15 protein-coding genes and 1 tRNA gene are annotated in these 18,320 nt (G+C 56.8%); 15 read left to right on the top strand and 1 reads right to left on the bottom strand.

The features are described 5' to 3' along the window. The first annotated feature begins 10 nt into the window (after window positions 1–10). The 6 genes from dnaK (at window position 11) to greA (ending at window position 9,123) form a co-directional block, all read left to right on the top strand. Window positions 11–1,936 carry a molecular chaperone DnaK gene (gene dnaK, locus QLQ17_RS03930; RefSeq protein WP_283208231.1) on the top strand — a complete coding sequence of 642 codons (1,926 nt, stop codon included), beginning with the start codon at window positions 11–13 and terminating at the stop codon, window positions 1,934–1,936. A gap of 77 nt (window positions 1,937–2,013) precedes the next feature. After that, window positions 2,014–3,144 carry a molecular chaperone DnaJ gene (gene dnaJ, locus QLQ17_RS03935; RefSeq protein ID WP_283208232.1) on the top strand — a complete coding sequence of 377 codons (1,131 nt, stop codon included), beginning with the start codon at window positions 2,014–2,016 and terminating at the stop codon, window positions 3,142–3,144. Window positions 3,145–3,159: 15 nt separating this feature from the next. Continuing rightward, window positions 3,160–3,966 carry a 4-hydroxy-tetrahydrodipicolinate reductase gene (dapB, locus tag QLQ17_RS03940; protein WP_283208233.1) on the top strand — a complete coding sequence of 269 codons (807 nt, stop codon included), beginning with the start codon at window positions 3,160–3,162 and terminating at the stop codon, window positions 3,964–3,966. Between the two features lie 330 nt (window positions 3,967–4,296). Continuing rightward, complete coding sequence (gene carA, locus QLQ17_RS03945; protein ID WP_283208234.1) at window positions 4,297–5,424, top strand: glutamine-hydrolyzing carbamoyl-phosphate synthase small subunit; 1,128 nt, start codon at window positions 4,297–4,299, stop codon at window positions 5,422–5,424. Next, window positions 5,424–8,639: a carbamoyl-phosphate synthase large subunit gene (gene carB / locus QLQ17_RS03950; protein WP_283208235.1), complete on the top strand. Its 3,216-nt coding sequence runs from the start codon at window positions 5,424–5,426 to the stop codon at window positions 8,637–8,639. Before carA ends, carB begins: the two co-directional genes overlap by 1 nt. Before the next feature lie 4 nt (window positions 8,640–8,643). After that, window positions 8,644–9,123: a transcription elongation factor GreA gene (gene greA, locus QLQ17_RS03955; protein ID WP_283208236.1), complete on the top strand. Its 480-nt coding sequence runs from the start codon at window positions 8,644–8,646 to the stop codon at window positions 9,121–9,123. 79 nt (window positions 9,124–9,202) lie between these two features. Here the strand turns inward: greA and yhbY are convergent, their stop codons facing one another. Next, window positions 9,203–9,514 carry a ribosome assembly RNA-binding protein YhbY gene (gene yhbY / locus QLQ17_RS03960; RefSeq protein WP_283208237.1) on the bottom strand — a complete coding sequence of 104 codons (312 nt, stop codon included), beginning with the start codon at window positions 9,512–9,514 and terminating at the stop codon, window positions 9,203–9,205. Window positions 9,515–9,616: 102 nt separating this feature from the next. Here yhbY and rlmE point away from each other — a divergent pair, with 102 nt between their 5' ends. The 9 genes from rlmE to nusA all read left to right on the top strand — a co-directional run bounded on the left by rlmE (window position 9,617) and on the right by nusA (window position 18,308). Then, window positions 9,617–10,237, top strand: coding sequence for a 23S rRNA (uridine(2552)-2'-O)-methyltransferase RlmE (gene rlmE / locus QLQ17_RS03965; RefSeq protein WP_283208238.1), 621 nt, complete (start codon window positions 9,617–9,619; stop codon window positions 10,235–10,237). A 131-nt stretch (window positions 10,238–10,368) separates the two neighbouring features. Then, on the top strand, window positions 10,369–12,312 hold the full coding sequence (gene ftsH / locus QLQ17_RS03970) for an ATP-dependent zinc metalloprotease FtsH (protein ID WP_283208239.1): 1,944 nt from the start codon (window positions 10,369–10,371) through the stop codon (window positions 12,310–12,312). Between the two features lie 93 nt (window positions 12,313–12,405). Beyond that, on the top strand, window positions 12,406–13,239 hold the full coding sequence (gene folP, locus QLQ17_RS03975; RefSeq protein WP_283208240.1) for a dihydropteroate synthase: 834 nt from the start codon (window positions 12,406–12,408) through the stop codon (window positions 13,237–13,239). Further along, complete coding sequence (gene glmM / locus QLQ17_RS03980) at window positions 13,236–14,579, top strand: phosphoglucosamine mutase (protein ID WP_283208241.1); 1,344 nt, start codon at window positions 13,236–13,238, stop codon at window positions 14,577–14,579. Before folP ends, glmM begins: the two co-directional genes overlap by 4 nt. Window positions 14,580–14,689: 110 nt before the next feature. Beyond that, on the top strand, window positions 14,690–15,448 hold the full coding sequence (tpiA, locus tag QLQ17_RS03985; protein WP_283208242.1) for a triose-phosphate isomerase: 759 nt from the start codon (window positions 14,690–14,692) through the stop codon (window positions 15,446–15,448). A 36-nt stretch (window positions 15,449–15,484) separates the two neighbouring features. Beyond that, entirely contained in the window at window positions 15,485–15,862 is a 378-nt protein-coding gene (gene secG, locus QLQ17_RS03990) for a preprotein translocase subunit SecG (protein WP_283208243.1), read from the top strand. Between the two features lie 7 nt (window positions 15,863–15,869). Continuing rightward, window positions 15,870–15,954 (top strand) — tRNA-Leu (locus QLQ17_RS03995). 356 nt (window positions 15,955–16,310) lie between these two features. Continuing rightward, window positions 16,311–16,772 (top strand): ribosome maturation factor RimP, encoded by a 462-nt coding sequence (gene rimP / locus QLQ17_RS04000; RefSeq protein WP_283208244.1) that lies wholly within the window; start codon window positions 16,311–16,313, stop codon window positions 16,770–16,772. A gap of 42 nt (window positions 16,773–16,814) precedes the next feature. Next, window positions 16,815–18,308: a transcription termination factor NusA gene (gene nusA / locus QLQ17_RS04005; protein ID WP_283208245.1), complete on the top strand. Its 1,494-nt coding sequence runs from the start codon at window positions 16,815–16,817 to the stop codon at window positions 18,306–18,308. The last annotated feature ends 12 nt before the right edge of the window (window positions 18,309–18,320 follow it).

Genomic DNA, 18,320 nt, shown 5'->3' on the forward strand with positions numbered 1-18,320 from the left:
AGTGGTTTAAATGAGTAAGATTATTGGTATCGACCTGGGCACAACAAACTCCTGTGTAGCCATCATGGATGGCGATAAGGTGAAGGTCATCGAGAACGCGGAAGGCGATCGCACCACGCCGTCCATCATCGCGTATACCGATGACGGCGAAACATTGGTAGGCCAGTCTGCGAAGCGCCAGGCGGTCACCAACCCGGATAACACCCTGTACGCTATCAAGCGCCTGATCGGTCGTCGCTTTGAGGACGACGTTGTTCAGAAAGACATCAAGATGGTGCCTTACAAGATTGCCAAGGCCGACAACGGCGATGCATGGGTTGAGGTAAAAGGCGAGAAGATGGCGCCGCCCCAGGTTTCTGCGGAAGTCATCAAGAAGATGAAGAAAACCGCAGAAGACTATCTGGGCGAGAAAGTGACCGAAGCAGTCATTACCGTTCCGGCTTACTTTAACGACAGCCAGCGTCAGGCCACGAAAGATGCCGGTAAGATCGCCGGTCTGGATGTGAAGCGGATCATTAACGAGCCGACCGCAGCAGCCCTGGCTTATGGCCTGGACAAGAAGAGCGGTGATCGCACCGTAGCGGTATACGACCTCGGTGGTGGTACTTTCGATATCTCCATCATCGAAATCGCAGACGTTGACGGTGAGCACCAGTTCGAAGTACTGGCCACCAACGGTGACACCTTCCTGGGTGGTGAAGACTTCGACATGAAACTGATCGAATACCTTGCCGATCAGTTCAAGAAAGACAGTGGCATTGACCTGCGCGGCGATTCATTGGCGATGCAGCGTCTGAAAGAAGCGGCTGAAAAAGCCAAGATCGAGCTGTCCAGCAGCCAGCAGACCGACGTGAACCTGCCCTACGTGACGGCAGATCAGAGCGGTCCGAAGCACATGAACGTGAAAGTGACCCGCGCCAAACTGGAGTCACTGGTAGAAGAACTGGTTGAGCGCAGTCTCGCGCCGTGCCGCACCGCGCTTGAAGATTCTGGCACCAAGATCGGTGAAATCGATGAGGTGATCCTGGTCGGTGGTCAGACACGCATGCCGCTGGTGCAGGAGAAGGTTAAAAACTTCTTCGGTAAGGAAGCACGCAAAGACGTGAACCCTGACGAAGCTGTCGCCATGGGTGCTGCTATTCAGGCGGCCGTGCTGTCAGGTGATGTGAAAGACGTTCTGCTTCTGGACGTGACTCCGCTGACCCTGGGCATCGAAACCATGGGTGGCGTGGCGACTCCGCTGATCGAGAAGAACACGACGATCCCGACCAAGAAGTCGCAGACCTTCTCGACAGCTGAGGACAACCAGTCCGCCGTAACCATTCACGTGGTTCAGGGCGAGCGCAAGCAGGCGGCACAGAACAAGTCGCTGGGCCGTTTTGACCTGGCTGACATTCCGCCGGCACCGCGTGGTACGCCGCAGATCGAAGTCACCTTCGACATCGACGCCAACGGCATCCTGAATGTCGCGGCGAAAGACAAGGCGACCGGTAAAGAGCAGTCCATCGTGATCAAGGCGTCTTCTGGTCTGAACGAAGACGAAATCGAGAAGATGGTTCAGGACGCAGAAGCCAACGCCGAGGACGATCGCAAGTTCGAAGAACTCGTCCAGGCCCGTAACCAGGGCGATGCGATGGTTCATACGGTTCGCAAGACCCTGACCGATGCCGGTGACAAAGTGACCGACAGCGAGAAAGAGTCGATCGAAGCGGCCATCAAGGAACTGGAAGAAGCTCTTGCCGGTTCCGATAAGGAAGACATCGAAGCCAAGACTCAGAAGCTGACCGAAGCGTCTTCCGAGCTGGCCCAGAAGATGTACGCGGATCAGGCCGAGCAGGCCGGTGGTGCGGAAGGCGCTGAGCAGGCGCAGTCTGGCTCCGGTGACGATGCGGTCGATGCTGAATTCGAAGAAGTTAAAGACGAAGACAAGCGATAAATCCACCGTACATCAGGTAGTTGGAAAACGCGGGGTAAGCCCCGCGTTTTCCGCGTTATAAATACAGGGTTTACAGCATGGCCAAGCGCGACTATTACGAGATTCTCGGGGTCTCCCGGGACGCGGATGACAAAGAGATCAAGCGAGCCTACCGCAAGCTCGCGATGAAGTATCATCCTGACCGTAACCCGGACGACGAGGATGCCGACCACAAGTTTAAGGAAGCCAGCGAAGCCTACGAGGTTCTGCAGGATTCCTCCAAACGCGCCGCGTACGACCAGTTTGGTCACGCCGGTGTAGACGGCTCTGCCGGTGGCGGTTTCGGAGGCGGCGGTGGCGCCAGCTTCTCCGATATCTTTGGCGACGTGTTCGGCGATATTTTCGGAGGCGGCGGTGGTCGCGGCCGGAATACTCGCGGCGCAGACCTCCGTTATACCCTTGAGCTGGATCTTGAAGAAGCCGTTAAAGGCAAAACAGTGGAAATCCGTATTCCCGGCCATCGTGAATGCGAAACCTGCGATGGCACGGGTGCTGCCAAAGGTTCAACGCCGGAAAACTGCGGTACCTGTAAAGGTATGGGGCAGGTCCGGATGCAGCAGGGCTTCTTCACCGTTCAGCAGGCATGCCCGACCTGTCGCGGCGAGGGTAAGATCATCAAGAACCCATGCACCACTTGTCGTGGTGACGGACGGGTTCAGGAAGAGAAAACACTGTCTGTGAAAGTGCCGCCGGGCGTGGACACTGGCGACCGTATCCGCCTGTCAGGTGAAGGCGAGATGGGCGTGCAGGGTGGACCACCAGGCGATCTTTACGTTCAGGTAGCCGTGCGCGAACACTCCATATTTACCCGTGATGGCCGTAATCTGTATTGCGAAGTACCCATCAGCATCGTGGACGCATCACTGGGTGGCGAGCTGGAAGTGCCAACACTGGACGGCCGGGTGAAACTGAAAATTCCACCTGAAACCCAGACGGGTAAACTGTTCCGCATGCGGAACAAGGGTGTGAGCCCGGTCCGCGGTGGCCCGGCTGGTGATCTTCTCTGCCGCGTGATGGTGGAAACACCGGTCAACCTGACCAAGCGCCAGAAAGAGATTCTGGAAGAATTTCAGCAAACGCTGGATGGCGGCGACGGTAACCATCACGGGCCAAGAAAGAGTTCCTGGTTCGAAGGCGTAAAGAACTTCTTCGACGAAATGAAATTCTAAAAGCAGGAAGCGGTCATGAAAGTAGCAATCATCGGCGCCGCCGGGCGCATGGGCAAAGTGCTAATTGAAGCTGTCGATGGCACCGAAGGCCTTGAGCTGGGTGCGGCCGTGGTCGAACCTGGCAGCAGTCTGATTGGTGCCGATGCTGGCGAAATGACTGGCATTGGCAAGACCGGCGTTAAAATGGCTGGCAGCTTGGCTGACGTGAAGGATGATTTCGACGTACTGGTCGATTTCACCTTTCCGGACCTTACGCTGGAAAACGCCGAATTCTGCAAAAACAACGGCAAGATGATCGTCATCGGCACCACCGGCATGACCGACGCCGAAAAAGAGCAACTAGCCGTAGCGGCAGAATCCACCCCGGTGGTTTTTGCGCCGAACATGAGCGTGGGCGTCAACGTGACTCTCAATCTGCTGCGCACTGCAGCCGAGGCGTTGGGTGACGACTATGACGTCGAAATCATCGAAGCTCATCACCGCCACAAGAAAGACGCGCCGTCCGGCACGGCTTTGCGCATGGGCGAAGTGGTGGCCGATGCCCTGGGTCGCGACCTGAAAGAATGCGCCGTCTATGGCCGCGAAGGTTTCACTGGCGAGCGCACCCGCAAGGAAATCGGTTTCGAGACCATTCGTGCGGGTGATGTGGTCGGTGATCACACCGTTCTGTTCGCCACCGAAGGCGAGCGTATTGAAATTACCCACAAAGCCAGCAGTCGCATGACCTTTGCCAAGGGCGCTATGCGCGCCGCACTGTGGCTGCAGGATAAGCCCGCCGGTCTTTATGACATGCAGGATGTGCTCAATTTGAAGAAAGGTTGAACGCTCACGCTGAGGCGGGCGGCCGAACCACACTTCTGGAAATGTCGGAGGCCATGGATGGCCGGAGATCAAGCGCTCATGGATGAGCTTGAAGCGTTTTCCAGAAGTGTGGTTCGGTCGCATGCCGGGGTCAGCGCAAGGAAATGAGCGTGGACACAAACTGGCGCATTTCGTACAATAAGGCGGTTTAACTGCACCAAGCGTATCATCGAAAAGTTTTTAAAAAAGCGGGACCGGGTTTTAACTCAGTCTCGCTTTTTTGCAACCTGAATTTGCGCTTGCGTTCCTGTTCGTGACGAACCCGTACGCCACTCGATGAGGATACAAGCCTTGAGTACACCAGCCATTCTCGCACTTGAAGACGGAAGCCTGTTCTACGGCACCGCCATCGGTGCTGAAGGGGAAAGTAGTGGAGAGGTGGTGTTCAACACCGCTATGACCGGATACCAGGAAATCCTGACCGACCCCTCCTATTCCCGCCAGATCGTAACACTCACCTACCCACACATCGGCAGCTACGGCGTCAACGAAGAAGATGTTGAATCAGACCGGGTACAGGCTGCTGGGCTGGTGATTCGCGATCTGCCACTGATGGCCAGTAACTGGCGAAGCCAGGGTTCGCTGCAAGACTATCTGAAGACCAATAACATCATCGGTATTGCCGATATCGATACCCGTCGCCTGACTCGTATTCTTCGTGACAAAGGCTCCCAGAACGGCGCCGTTGTTGCGGGCGAAGGCGTCACCGCCGAGCGAGCGCTGGAATTGGCAAACGCGTTCCCCGGCCTGAAAGGCATGGACCTGGCCAAAGAGGTAACCAGCGAGAAAACCTGGACCTGGAGTCAGACCGAGTGGAGCTTGAATGGCGGTGGCTACGGTGAACGTACCGAATCCCGCTTTAAAGTCGTTGCCTACGACTACGGCGTAAAACTGAACATCCTGCGCATGCTGGCAGCCCGCGGCTGTGATATCACCGTGGTGCCAGCCCAGACGCCTGCTTCCGAAGTCCTGGCGATGAAACCGGATGGCATCTTCCTGTCCAACGGCCCGGGCGATCCCGAGCCCTGTGACTACGCCATTACGGCCATTCGGGAAATTCTTGAGACTGAAACGCCCGTGTTTGGCATCTGCCTGGGTCATCAGCTTCTGGCGCTCGCCAGCGGCGCGAAATCCGTAAAGATGGGGCATGGCCACCACGGTGCCAACCACCCGGTGCAGAATCTGGCGGATGGCACGGTGATGATCACCAGTCAAAACCATGGCTTTGCGGTTGATGAAGCCAGCCTGCCGGCTAACGTGGAAGCGACTCATAAGTCGCTGTTTGATGACTCGCTGCAGGGCATTCGCCGCACCGACAAGCCAGCTTACAGTTTTCAGGGCCATCCGGAAGCCAGCCCCGGCCCGCACGATGTCGCTCCCCTGTTTGATGAATTTATTCGCCTGATGGAGGCACGTTAATGCCCAAGCGTACCGACATAAAAAGCATTCTGATCCTGGGCGCTGGCCCCATCGTGATCGGGCAGGCGTGTGAGTTTGACTATTCTGGTGCCCAGGCCTGTAAAGCGCTGCGGGAAGAGGGCTATCGGGTTATTCTGGTGAACTCCAACCCGGCGACCATCATGACCGACCCGGTCATGGCCGACGCCACCTACATCGAGCCGATCACCTGGAAAACCGTCTCCAAGATCATCGAGAAAGAAAAACCGGATGCCCTGTTGCCCACCATGGGTGGCCAGACGGCGCTGAACTGCGCGCTGGATCTTGAGCGTCACGGCGTTCTTGCCGAGCATGGCGTTGAGATGATCGGTGCCAACGCCGATACCATCGACAAGGCCGAAGATCGCGATCGTTTCGACAAGGCCATGCGCAAGATCGGCTTGGAATGTCCGCGAGCCACCATCGCCCACTCCATGGCGGAAGCCTGGGAAGTGGCCAACGACATCGGCTTCCCTTGCATTATTCGCCCGTCCTTCACCATGGGTGGCTCCGGCGGCGGTATTGCCTACAACCGCGATGAGTTTGAAGAAATCTGTACCCGCGGTCTGGACTTGTCGCCGACGAACGAACTGCTGATCGACGAGTCGCTGATCGGCTGGAAAGAATACGAGATGGAAGTTGTCCGTGATAAGAACGACAACTGCATCATTGTCTGCGCCATCGAAAACTTCGACGCCATGGGCGTGCACACCGGTGACTCGATCACCGTTGCCCCGGCGCAGACTCTGACCGACAAAGAGTACCAGATCATGCGGAACGCCTCGCTGGCGGTTCTGCGTGAGATCGGTGTGGAAACCGGTGGGTCCAACGTCCAGTTCGGCGTGAATCCGGACACTGGCCGCGTAGTGGTCATCGAAATGAATCCGCGTGTGTCCCGCTCCTCGGCCCTGGCTTCCAAGGCGACCGGTTTCCCGATTGCCAAGGTGGCGGCGAAGCTGGCAGTGGGCTACACCCTTGATGAGCTGCGCAATGAAATCACCGGTGGCGTGACCCCGGCTTCTTTCGAGCCCAGTATCGACTATGTGGTCACCAAGATTCCCCGGTTCACCTTTGAGAAATTCCCGCAGGCCGACGCCCGCCTGACTACCCAGATGAAGTCCGTGGGTGAAGTCATGGCCATTGGCCGGACCTTCCAGGAATCCCTGCAGAAAGCCATGCGTGGTCTGGAAGTAGGTTCCGAAGGCTTTGAGGAAATGGTCGACCTGAATACCACTGACGGCCAGGAAACCCTGATCCAGGAAATGAACGTGCCCGGTGCGGAGCGACTGTGGTACATCGGCGACGCGTTCCGTTCCGGCCTGACCGTGGACGATGTGTACCGCAATACCCACGTGGATCCCTGGTACCTGGTTCAGATAGAAGATCTGATCAAGGAAGAGCAGGCACTGAAGCTGGCGGGTAAAGCAGACATCGACCGCGACACCCTGTTCCGCCTGAAGCGCAAAGGTTTCTCTGACGCCCGTCTGGCCAAGCTGTTGGGGATTTCCGCGGTCAGTCTTCGCAAGCTGCGGCACGATCTGGAGATCCGTCCGGTCTACAAGCGGGTGGATACCTGCGCGGCCGAGTTTGCCTCTTCTACGGCGTACATGTACTCGACCTATGAGGAAGAGTGTGAGGCCGATGCGTCTGATCGTGACAAGATTGTCGTTATTGGCGGCGGCCCAAACCGGATTGGTCAGGGGATCGAGTTCGACTACTGCTGTGTGCACGCGGCCCTGGCGATGCGCGAAGACGGTTACGAAACCATCATGATCAACTGCAACCCGGAGACAGTGTCGACCGATTACGACACCTCTGACCGGTTGTATTTCGAGCCGATCACGCTCGAGGACGTTCTGGAAATCATTCACGTCGAGAAGCCTAAAGGCGTGATCGTCCAGTACGGCGGGCAGACCCCGCTAAAACTGGCCCGTGGTCTTGAAGCGGCCGGTGTCCCGATTATCGGCACCACGCCAGACGCCATCGACCGGGCAGAAGACCGGGAGCGTTTCCAGCAGATGATTGGCCGTCTTGGCCTGTTGCAGCCGGAAAACGCGACCGTGCGCAGCCACGAAGAAGGCGTTGTAGCGGCCCGTGAAATTGGCTATCCGCTGGTGGTTCGTCCGTCCTACGTACTGGGTGGTCGAGCCATGGAAATCGTCTACGACGAGGAAGAACTGGTTCGCTACATGCGCAGCGCCGTGCTGGTGTCTAACGACAGCCCGGTATTGCTGGACCACTTCCTTAATGCGGCGATTGAAGTGGATATTGATGCCATCAGCGACGGCGAAAACGTCGTGATCGGCGGTATCATGCAGCACATTGAACAGGCTGGTGTGCACTCCGGGGACTCGGCCTGCTCACTGCCACCCTACAGTCTGCCGAAAGCTGTGCAGGACGAGATGCGCGACGCGGTCAAGAAAATGGCCATCGAGCTGGATGTGGTTGGTCTGATGAACGTGCAGCTGGCCTGGCAGGGTGACAAGATCTACGTCATTGAAGTAAACCCGCGGGCGTCGAGAACCGTGCCGTTTGTCTCCAAGGCGATTGGCGTGTCTCTGGCCAAGGTCGCGGCGCGATGCATGGCGGGTACTTCGCTGGCGGAGCAGGGTTTCACAGACGAAGTGGTTCCGACCTACTATTCTGTAAAAGAGTCGGTGTTCCCGTTCAATAAGTTCCCGGCGGTTGATCCCATCCTTGGGCCAGAAATGAAATCCACCGGTGAGGTCATGGGTATCGGCGACAGCTTCGATGAAGCCTTCGCCAAGGCCGCACTGGCCTCTGGTGAGCGCCTGCCAGCGCAGGGTACGGCGTTTATGTCTGTGCGGGATGTCGACAAGCCCGGCGCTGCCGCCGTGGCCCGGGATCTGGTGAACGCAGGATTCAAACTGGTTGCAACCACCGGCACCGCCAAGGCGCTGCGTGACGCTGGTATTGAAGTTCAGCGGGTGAACAAGGTTCGTGAAGGGCGGCCCCACATTGTGGACGCCATTAAGAATGGCCAGGTTCAGCTGATTATCAACACCACTGAAGGTCGCAAGGCGATTGCGGACTCTGCGCAGATTCGCCAGTCCGCCCTGCAGACCAAAGTGACTTATACAACCACACTGGCAGGCGGTGAAGCTTTCTGCCGGGCGATTAAATTCGGCCCCGAGCGCACCGTTCGTCGCCTCCAGGATCTTCATTCAGGGAAGTAACACCATGGCTGACAGAGTACCAATGACGAAGGCGGGCGAGGCCAGCCTTCGTGAAGAGCTTAACCGCCTAAAATCCCAAGATCGTCCACGGGTCATTGCGGCCATTTCCGATGCTCGGGAACACGGCGATCTGAAAGAAAACGCCGAGTATCACGCCGCTCGTGAGCAGCAGAGCTTCATCGAAGGGCGCATTCAGGAAATTGAAGGCAAGCTGTCGGCGGCCCAAGTGATTGACGTGAAGACCATTGAAAACACCGGCAAGGTGATTTTTGGTACCACGGTACATTTGCTTAATGTGGATACGGACGAGCAGGTGGTTTACCAGATCGTTGGCGAAGACGAAGCCGATATCAAGGCTGGCAAGTTGTCGATCTCGTCTCCAATCGCCCGCGCATTGGTGGGCAAGAGTGAAGACGACGTGGTTGCCATTCGCGTGCCTTCGGGAACCGTCGAGTATGAGATTGAGCAGGTGGAGCATATCTGAAGTCGAATTCTGACGAGCGCCCACAAAAAAGCCGGCGGGGACATCCGCCGGCTTTTTGCGTCTGCATGGCGCCCTATTGTTAATGCTTGTGGCGCAACAGGTTGGACAGTTTGGGGTTGGGTTTCTGCGCGCGGCGCATGATTACAGCGATTTTACCAATGGTCTGAATCAGTTCAGCGCCAGTGGCCTCGCATAGGGCAGCCACGGCTTCCTGCCGGGTTTCCCGGTCCGGGCTGGCCACTTTGATTTTGATCAGTTCGTGATCGTTCAGGGCCCGCTCCAGTTCTTCCTGAAGCCCTTCTGTCAGGCCCTTGTCGCCGACGATGATGACTGGTTTCAGATTGTGGGCAATGCCCCGATATTCCCGGCGTTGTTCCGGTGAAAGGCTCATGATGGGCTCTCTTTATGAATGCTATTAAGAAATCGTCAGCGGCGCTTTGGCCGTCAATTCGGTAGAATACGAAATTGTAACAGATCAGTCAGGAGGTGACATTTGGCCCGCTCCAAAACCAGCGATCGCTGGCTCAAGGAACATTTTGACGACGTCTGGGTCAAAAAGTCCCGTGAAGATGGTTACCGGTCCAGGGCCAGTTACAAGCTGATCGAACTGGACAGAAAAGATCGTTTTTTCAAGCCGGGTCAGGTGGTTGTGGATCTGGGTGCCGCCCCGGGTGGATGGTCGCAGGTGGCCGTTGAGCGAGTCGGTGATCATGGCATTGTCCTGGCCAGTGATATTCTGGAGATGAACCCCATTGCGGGCGTGGATTTTGTTCAGGGAGATTTTACCGAGCAGTCGGTCCTTGACGAATTGCTTGATTTACTGGGTGATCGGCGAGCAGACGTTGTAATTTCCGATATGGCACCCAATATGAGTGGTATGGCGGCGGTAGATATTCCGAGCGCCATGGGTTTGGTGGAGCTGGCGTTGGATATGGCGCAACAGGTTCTCAAGCCGGGCGGTGTTTTCGTCGCCAAAGTGTTTCAGGGGGAAGGATTCGAAGCCTTGTTGTCTGAAATGCGTAAGAGCTTTGCAAGCGTTGTCAGCAGAAAACCGGATTCGTCCCGAGCCCGTTCCCGGGAAATCTATCAGGTTTGTAAGGGTTTCAAGGGCTGACTCCGCGCTGCTGCCGGTTCAGAGCCTTTCGAGGGTGGGCCGATTGTGGTGGCCGGGCGTATATTTGGTGTATGGTGACAACTAAGGGTTTCTTCTCGCGGAGCAGCTCTTCAATTCACAGGTGATGATCCTTGAACGATATGGCAAAAAATCTGGTTCTTTGGCTAATTATAGCTGCTGTTCTACTGATGGTATTTCAGAACTTTACCCCTACCACCAGTGGTCAGAAGGTTAACTACTCGCAGTTCGTCGAAATGGTGCAGGATGGGCAAGTTTCCCAGGTCACCATCGACGGGCTTGAAATTCAGGGCACCCGTGGTGATGGCTCCCAGTTCCAGACTGTGCGTCCGCAGGTGGCTGACAACAAGCTGATGGACGATCTGCTTGCAAACAACGTCGAGGTTATCGGTAAGGAGCCTGAGCGCCAGTCCCTGTGGACTCAGCTGCTCGTAGCAGCCTTCCCGATACTGATTATCATCGCTTTGTTCGTGTTCTTCATGCGACAGATGCAAGGCGGTGGCGGCGGCAAGGGCCCCATGTCGTTCGGTAAGAGCAAGGCTCGCCTGATGAGCGAGGACCAGATCAAGACCACCTTTGGCGATGTGGCCGGTGTCGATGAGGCCAAAGAAGACGTCAAAGAGCTGGTGGATTTCCTGCGCGACCCCAGCAAATTCCAGCGCCTGGGTGGCAGTATTCCTAAAGGCGTGTTGATGGTTGGTCAGCCGGGTACCGGTAAAACCCTGCTCGCCAAGGCCATTGCCGGTGAAGCGAAAGTGCCGTTCTTCTCCATTTCCGGTTCGGATTTCGTGGAGATGTTCGTGGGTGTCGGTGCGTCACGCGTGCGCGACATGTTCGAGCAGGCCAAGAAGCAGAGCCCTTGCATTATCTTCATCGATGAAATCGATGCGGTCGGTCGCCATCGTGGCGCTGGCATGGGCGGTGGTCATGACGAACGCGAGCAGACCCTGAACCAGTTGCTGGTCGAGATGGACGGCTTTGAAGGCAACGAAGGCGTTATCGTCATTGCCGCCACCAACCGTCCGGACGTTCTGGACCCTGCGCTGCTGCGCCCAGGCCGTTTTGACCGCCAGGTTGTGGTTGGTCTGCCTGACATCATCGGTCGTGAGCAGATTCTGAAAGTGCATATGAAAAAAGTGCCGCTGGCCGACGGCGTAGAGCCGCAGTTCATTGCCCGCGGTACGCCCGGTTTCTCCGGTGCCGATCTGGCCAACCTGGTGAACGAGGCGGCACTGTTTGCTGCGCGTCGCAACCAGCGCCTGGTCTCCATGGAAGAATTCGAACTCGCGAAAGACAAGATCATGATGGGCGCCGAGCGCAAGTCCATGGTGATGAGCGAGAAAGAAAAGCAGAACACCGCGTATCACGAGTCGGGCCACGCTATTGTGGGTCGCCTGATGCCGGAACACGATCCGGTTTACAAGGTCAGCATTATCCCTCGCGGTCGGGCACTGGGTGTCACCATGTTCCTGCCGGAGGAAGATAAGTACAGCCACAGCAAGCGCTTCCTGATCAGCTCGATCTGCAGCCTGTTTGGTGGCCGCATCGCGGAAGAGCTGACGTTGGGCTTTGATGGCGTGACCACTGGCGCGTCGAACGACATCGAGCGCGCGACGAGCCTGGCCCGTAACATGGTGACTCGTTGGGGTCTGTCTGAAAAGCTTGGCCCGCTGCAGTACGACACGGACAGTGAAGAGCCGTTCCTCGGCCGCTCCGCTGGTCAGGCACAGACGGTTTATTCACCGGAAACTGCACAGCGCATTGACGAGGAAGTTCGCAATATCATCGACAGCTGCTATGAGAAAGCCAAGCAGATTCTGGTCGATAATCGCGACAAGCTCGACATGATGGCGGAAGCCCTGATGAAGTATGAAACCATCGACCGCTTCCAGATTGATGACATCATGGAAGGCCGCGTTCCCCGTCCGCCCAAAGGCTGGGGTGATAGCGGTCCGTCCGGTGGGGTTTCCTCTGAAGAGCCAGAACAGGCCTCTGCGCCTAAAGGTTCTGATGACGGTCGCCAGCCTGACATCGGTCGTCCGGCAGGAGAGCATTAAGCTTTTCGCCAAGACGATTGTAGGAACTCGACGCCGTCCCTGAGGGGGCGGCGTTTCTTTTTGTAGGTGGCTTTTGAGGAATAGAAAAAGGGAATGCGCATGAACTTCGCCGGTAAAACTCTGGATATGGCTCAATGTCACGTGATGGGTGTGTTGAACGTGACGCCGGATTCCTTTTCGGACGGCGGCCGGTTCAATCAGGTGGATGCCGCCCTGGCCAGAGCCCGCCAGATGGTCGACGATGGCGCTGCGTTTATCGACGTGGGCGGCGAGTCGACCCGCCCTGGTGCGACGCCTGTGCCGCTTGATGAAGAGCTGGACCGGGTTTGCCCTGTCGTAGAAGCCATCACCCGGGAACTGGATGTCATCGTCTCGGTAGACACCAGTGCCCCCGAGGTCATGCGCGAGACGGTTGCGCTTGGTGCCGGGCTGATTAACGACGTCCGGGCGTTGCAGCGACCGGGTGCGCCGGAAGAGATGGCAAAGCACAAGGTGCCTGTGTGCGTAATGCATATCCAGGGGGAGCCAGACTATATGCAGGACAACCCAAGCTACCGCAATGTTTGCCAGGACGTTTCTGCGTTTCTGGCGGAGCGCCTCAGGGTTCTGGAAGCTGCCGGGGTTGAAGGAGATCGAATTATCCTTGATCCGGGCTTTGGTTTTGGCAAAACCGTTCGGCACAATTTTCAGCTGCTCGGCGCACTGGAACAGCTGCAGCAGTTGGGTCACCCTTTGCTGGTCGGCATGTCACGAAAGAGCATGTTGGGCCACGTCACCGGAAAGGAAGTCAGTGAGCGCTTGTCCGCGAGCCTCGCAGCCGCGACAATAGCAGCAATGAAGGGGGTATCGATTATTCGTGCCCATGACGTCAGGGAAACGGTTGATGCCGTAAAAGTAGTTACGGCAATGGAGGAGGCCGGTCGATGAGCGAGAAAAAGTATTTTGGTACCGATGGCATTCGTGGGCGGGTTGGCGAACACCCCATTACGCCGGATTTTATGCTGCATCTGGGGTGGGCTGCGGGCCAGTCCTTCAAGCGAGATGGTCAGCGCAACAGTGTGCTGATTGGAAAAGATACCCGGCTATCGGGCTACATGTTTGAATCGGCGCTGGAGGCTGGTCTGGCCGCTGCCGGGGTCGACGTCAAGCTGTTGGGCCCCATGCCGACCCCTGCGATTGCCTACCTGACGCGGACCTTTCGTGCCTCTGCAGGTATTGTGATCAGTGCGTCCCATAATCCGCACCATGACAACGGCATCAAGTTTTTCTCCCCCGAGGGTACCAAGCTCGACGATGCGTTGGAGCTGGAAATCGAGCGCTGGCTGGGCAAGTCGATCGAGGTTTGTGATTCGGAAGAGCTGGGCAAAGCCTCTCGTGTGGATGATGCGCCTGGCCGCTATGTGGAGTTCTGCAAAAGTACTGTACCCAACTCCTTCAGCCTCGACGGAATGCACATTGTTCTGGATTGCGCGCATGGCGCCACATACCATGTGGCTCCCAAGGTTTTCAGAGAGCTGGGAGCGGAAATTTCTTTGGTTGGTGCTGATCCGGACGGGCTCAACATTAACCTGAACGTTGGGTCCACCCATCTTGATGCTCTTAAGAAAGCGGTGGTGGAAAAGGGTGCCGACATGGGCATCGCGTTTGACGGCGACGGCGACCGGGTATTGATGGTCGACCGTGACGGGTCGGAAGTGGACGGCGACGAATTGCTGTTCATCATCGCCTCGGAACGTCACGCCGCAGGCACACTTAATGGTGGCGTGGTTGGTACCTTGATGACGAACCTGGGCGTAGAGCTCGCGCTGCAGGATCAGGGCATTGAGTTTGAGCGAGCCAAAGTTGGCGACCGCTACGTGATGGAGCGTCTGGTTCATCGCGACTGGCTGGTCGGTGGCGAAGGGTCGGGTCACATGGTAATCCGTGACTGCACCAGTACAGGCGACGGCATTGTGTCTGCGCTTCAGGTGCTGTTGGCGCTTTTCAGGGCTGGCAAGACGCTTTCGGACGTTCGCAGCGGTATGAGCAAGCTGCCGCAGAAAATGATCAATGTCCGGGTGGCGGCACGTTTCGATCCGCTACAGCGTGAAGATATTCTGTCTGCCGTACGCAAGGCCGAAGAGAAGCTGGGTAGCGGCGGCCGCATTCTGCTTCGTGCGTCCGGAACCGAACCACTGATTCGTGTCATGGCGGAGGGTCAGTCCGAGTCGGAAATCATTCAAGTGGCTGAAGAGCTAGCCATTGTTGTCGAGAATTCCCGGGGTTAAGTAAGGTTTTGGGAGGGCGGTGATGCGGTTGTCTGTCTCAGGCCTCTGCTGTATAGTTGCCGCTCTTTTTTGGGCCGAGTCTGAGACGCCGGGTCGGTAAAGAGGTCGGTATGCGACGCAAGATTGTTGCTGGAAACTGGAAGATGAACGGGTCCCGGTCGCTGGTGAAGCAACTGGTGTCGACCATGAATTCAGATCTGACCGGCCTCGATAACGGTGTCGAAGTGGTTATCATTCCGCCTGCTCTTTATGTGAGCGACGTCATTGAGACCGCAGAGCGCAGCATTCAGGTAGGCGTCCAGAACGTGGCCTGCTGGGAGTCCGGGGCTTACACCGGAGAAATTTCGGCTGCAATGGCAGGCGATCTGGGTTGCAGTTACACATTGATCGGTCATTCCGAGCGTCGTCAGCTTTTCGGAGAAACTGACGAACAGGTGGCAGCCAAGATAGATCAGGCCTTTAGTGCCGGGTTGACCGCTATTCTTTGTGTTGGCGAAACGCTGGAGCAGCGTGAATCTGGCGCTGCCGAAGCAGTCGTCGCCGAGCAGATTCGTGCGGGACTTGCCGGTGTCGCCGATGAGCAGTGGCAGAGAATCGTGGTGGCTTATGAGCCGGTCTGGGCCATTGGCACTGGCAAAACGGCAACGGCTGAGGACGCACAGGCGATGCATGCGTCGATTCGAAAAGAATTGGCAGCACTTGGCGCGCCAGCGAATGATGTATCACTACTTTACGGCGGCAGCGTAAAAGCGGATAATGCGGCCGCTTTGTTTTCACAGCCCGACATCGACGGTGGGCTGATCGGCGGTGCATCGTTAAAGGCCGATGAATTTCTGAGTATTTGCCGGGCCGTACCGCGCGAGTACTGACGTTTTCAAGATTTTGAAATTGATTCGAGAGTCATTATGGATTGGGTAGAAACACTGGTTGTCGTTGTACACGTGGTGATCGCCGTAGCGCTGGTGGGTCTTGTTCTGATCCAGCAGGGTAAAGGTGCGGACGCCGGCGCGGCATTTGGTGGCGGTGCTTCACAGACTGTATTCGGAAGTCAGGGTAGTGGCAGCTTTCTTACCCGTGTCACCACGTTCCTGGCGATCGTATTTTTTGTAACAAGTTTTTCGCTGGCGGTATTTGCCAAACAGCGTGCTGAAGTTGCCGGAGAAGCCGGTATTCCGCAGGTTGAGCAAACCGCCGTTGAAGAGCCGGAATCTGCAGAAGCAGAGGCGGCCAAGGAAAGCGAAACTGAGGGCGGGGACGACAACGCGCTCCCCGACCTCGAGTAAGGTTGTTGCCCAGGTGGTGGAACTGGTAGACACGCTATCTTGAGGGGGTAGTGGCGAAAGCCGTGCCGGTTCGAGTCCGGCCCTGGGCACCATATGTAAGACAAGGCCCCGCACCATGCGGGGCCTTGTTGTTTCTGGTGGCAGAATTTCTGTCACCAGGGCGCGCGCCTCTTGACCGTGAGGGCCGTCATCTCTATACTCCGGCGGTTATTGGAGTAGGCCGTTTTGTATGTTCCGGTTTGCTTCTGACAGGCCAGGTGTCTGTCAGCAGAAGACGTTGTTTTTAGGGTTTGTCTTCTGCGAGTTCTTGCAACAAAAGGCCCCGTTATTAAGGGGCTTTTTGATTAAGGGGCCTGGCGCATCAGGTCCTGGTGCATAAAAAGGGCTGATAAACAGCCCTTTTTTTGTTTTTGGCATTTGAAAAATACGCAGTGGAGACGTCACAGCCTTGTCAGCCAAGTTGAAGCAGCTCGAAACAATACTCCGGCCGGTGGTCGAAGGGCTTGGGTATGAATTCTGGGGGATTGAATTTCGCTCTCAGGGTCACCATTCGCTATTGAGGCTGTTCATTGACGATGCCGAAAACGGAATCGGCATTGAAGACTGTGAGTCGGTGAGCCGGCAGGTCAGCGGTGTGATGGACGTGGAAGACCCGATCCAGACTGAATACACGCTGGAAGTGTCGTCTCCGGGCATGGATCGTCCGCTGTTCAGCCTTGAGCAATATCAGGCATTTGCAGGTCATCAGGTACAGCTCCGGCTGCGGATGGCTTTCGAAGGTCGCCGAAAATTCCAGGGTTTGATCAAAGGCATTGAGGGCGATGAGGTGGTTCTGGTGGTAGACGACCACGAGTACCTGTTGCCGTTCGACAGCATAGAGAAAGCGAACATTGTTCCTCAATTCGAATAAGTCAGCAGACGCAACGTTTACATTGAAAGGCAGGGCAATCCGATGAGTAAAGAGATTTTGATGGTGGTTGAGTCCGTCTCGAACGAGAAAGGAGTCGAGAAGGACGTCATCTTTGAAGCCATTGAGCTGGCGCTCGCCACCGCTGCCAAGAAACGCTATGACGACGAGGAAGCCGATATCCGAGTCTCTATCGACCGCCGTACAGGCGAGTACGAAACTTTTCGCCGCTGGCTGGTTGTGGACAACGACGCGGTTCCGGCGCTCGGCACCGAGCTGACGCTGCAGGAAGCCGAAGAAATAAGCCCCGATCTGAAGCCAGGCGACATCCATGAAGAAAAGGTGGAATCGGTCTCGTTCGGACGGATCGGCGCCCAGGCGGCCAAGCAGATTATTTTCCAGAAGGTGCGTGAAGCTGAGCGGACCAAGATTGTCGACAGCTACCGTGATCGGGTTGGCGAGCTTGTGTCCGGCACCGTAAAGAAGGTGACACGGGACAACGTCATCGTGGATCTGGGCGCCAATGCGGAAGCGCTGTTGCCTCGGGAACAGCTTATTCCCCGCGAAACTTTCCGCATGGGCGACCGCGTTCGTTCACTGCTGCAGGAAATTCGCACGGATCACCGTGGCCCACAGCTGATACTGAGTCGTACTGATCCGCAGATGCTGATCGAACTGTTCCGTATCGAAGTACCGGAAATCGCCGAGGAGCTGATCGAGATCCGTGGCGCTGCCCGTGATCCGGGTTCTCGCGCGAAAATTGCCGTGAAGACCAACGATCGGCGGATTGATCCGGTCGGCGCTTGTGTCGGTATGCGGGGCTCCCGGGTTCAGGCGGTATCCAACGAACTCGGCGGCGAGCGTGTCGACATCGTGCTTTACGACGACAACCCTGCTCAGTTGGTCATTAACGCCATGGCACCGGCCGAAGTCGCGTCCATCGTGATGGACGAAGACCGGCACACCATGGAAGTGGCCGTGGCAGAAGACAACCTGGCTCAGGCTATCGGCCGCAACGGTCAGAACGTTCGTCTGGCGACGGATCTTACCGGCTGGACGCTGAACGTGATGACCGAGGAAGAAGCCGGTGAGCGTCAGGAGCAGGAATACAACTCGCTGGTTGAGCATTTCACCGCTCACCTGGACGTGGATGAAGAGTTTGCTGGTGTTTTGATCGAGGAAGGCTTCACCTCCATTGAGGAAGTGGCCTACGTCCCCATGGACGAGATGCTGGCGATTGAAGGCTTTGATGAGGAAACTGTCACCGAGCTGCGCCGCCGTGCCAAAGACGTGCTGTTGAACAAGGCTCTGGCCAGTGAAGAAGCGCTGGAAGGCTCCGAGCCGGCAGAAGATCTGCTGGCAATGGACGGCATGGAGCGCAACCTGGCGTTTAAACTGGCTGGCATGGGCATTCGCACCATGGAAGATCTTGCCGAGCAGTCGGTTGATGATCTGATGGACATTGAAGGTATGGAAGAAGAACGCGCGGGACAGCTGATTATGGCGGCGCGCGCACCCTGGTTTGAAGACCAGGCCTAATCGGGAGGAGGA

It is taken from the genome of Marinobacter sp. CHS3-4 (assembly GCF_030053415.1).
In the GTDB taxonomy this organism is placed as follows: Bacteria; Pseudomonadota; Gammaproteobacteria; order Pseudomonadales; family Oleiphilaceae; genus Marinobacter.

Coding starts and splice junctions, on each gene's coding strand:
- yhbY (WP_283208237.1), bottom strand. CDS start 9,514: ATGAGCCTTTCACCGGAACAACGCCGGGAATATCGGGGCATTGCCCAC.
- tpiA (WP_283208242.1), top strand. CDS start 14,690: ATGCGACGCAAGATTGTTGCTGGAAACTGGAAGATGAACGGGTCCCGG.
- glmM (WP_283208241.1), top strand. CDS start 13,236: ATGAGCGAGAAAAAGTATTTTGGTACCGATGGCATTCGTGGGCGGGTT.
- dnaJ (WP_283208232.1), top strand. CDS start 2,014: ATGGCCAAGCGCGACTATTACGAGATTCTCGGGGTCTCCCGGGACGCG.
- greA (WP_283208236.1), top strand. CDS start 8,644: ATGGCTGACAGAGTACCAATGACGAAGGCGGGCGAGGCCAGCCTTCGT.
- folP (WP_283208240.1), top strand. CDS start 12,406: ATGCGCATGAACTTCGCCGGTAAAACTCTGGATATGGCTCAATGTCAC.
- carB (WP_283208235.1), top strand. CDS start 5,424: ATGCCCAAGCGTACCGACATAAAAAGCATTCTGATCCTGGGCGCTGGC.
- nusA (WP_283208245.1), top strand. CDS start 16,815: ATGAGTAAAGAGATTTTGATGGTGGTTGAGTCCGTCTCGAACGAGAAA.
- dnaK (WP_283208231.1), top strand. CDS start 11: ATGAGTAAGATTATTGGTATCGACCTGGGCACAACAAACTCCTGTGTA.
- secG (WP_283208243.1), top strand. CDS start 15,485: ATGGATTGGGTAGAAACACTGGTTGTCGTTGTACACGTGGTGATCGCC.
- dapB (WP_283208233.1), top strand. CDS start 3,160: ATGAAAGTAGCAATCATCGGCGCCGCCGGGCGCATGGGCAAAGTGCTA.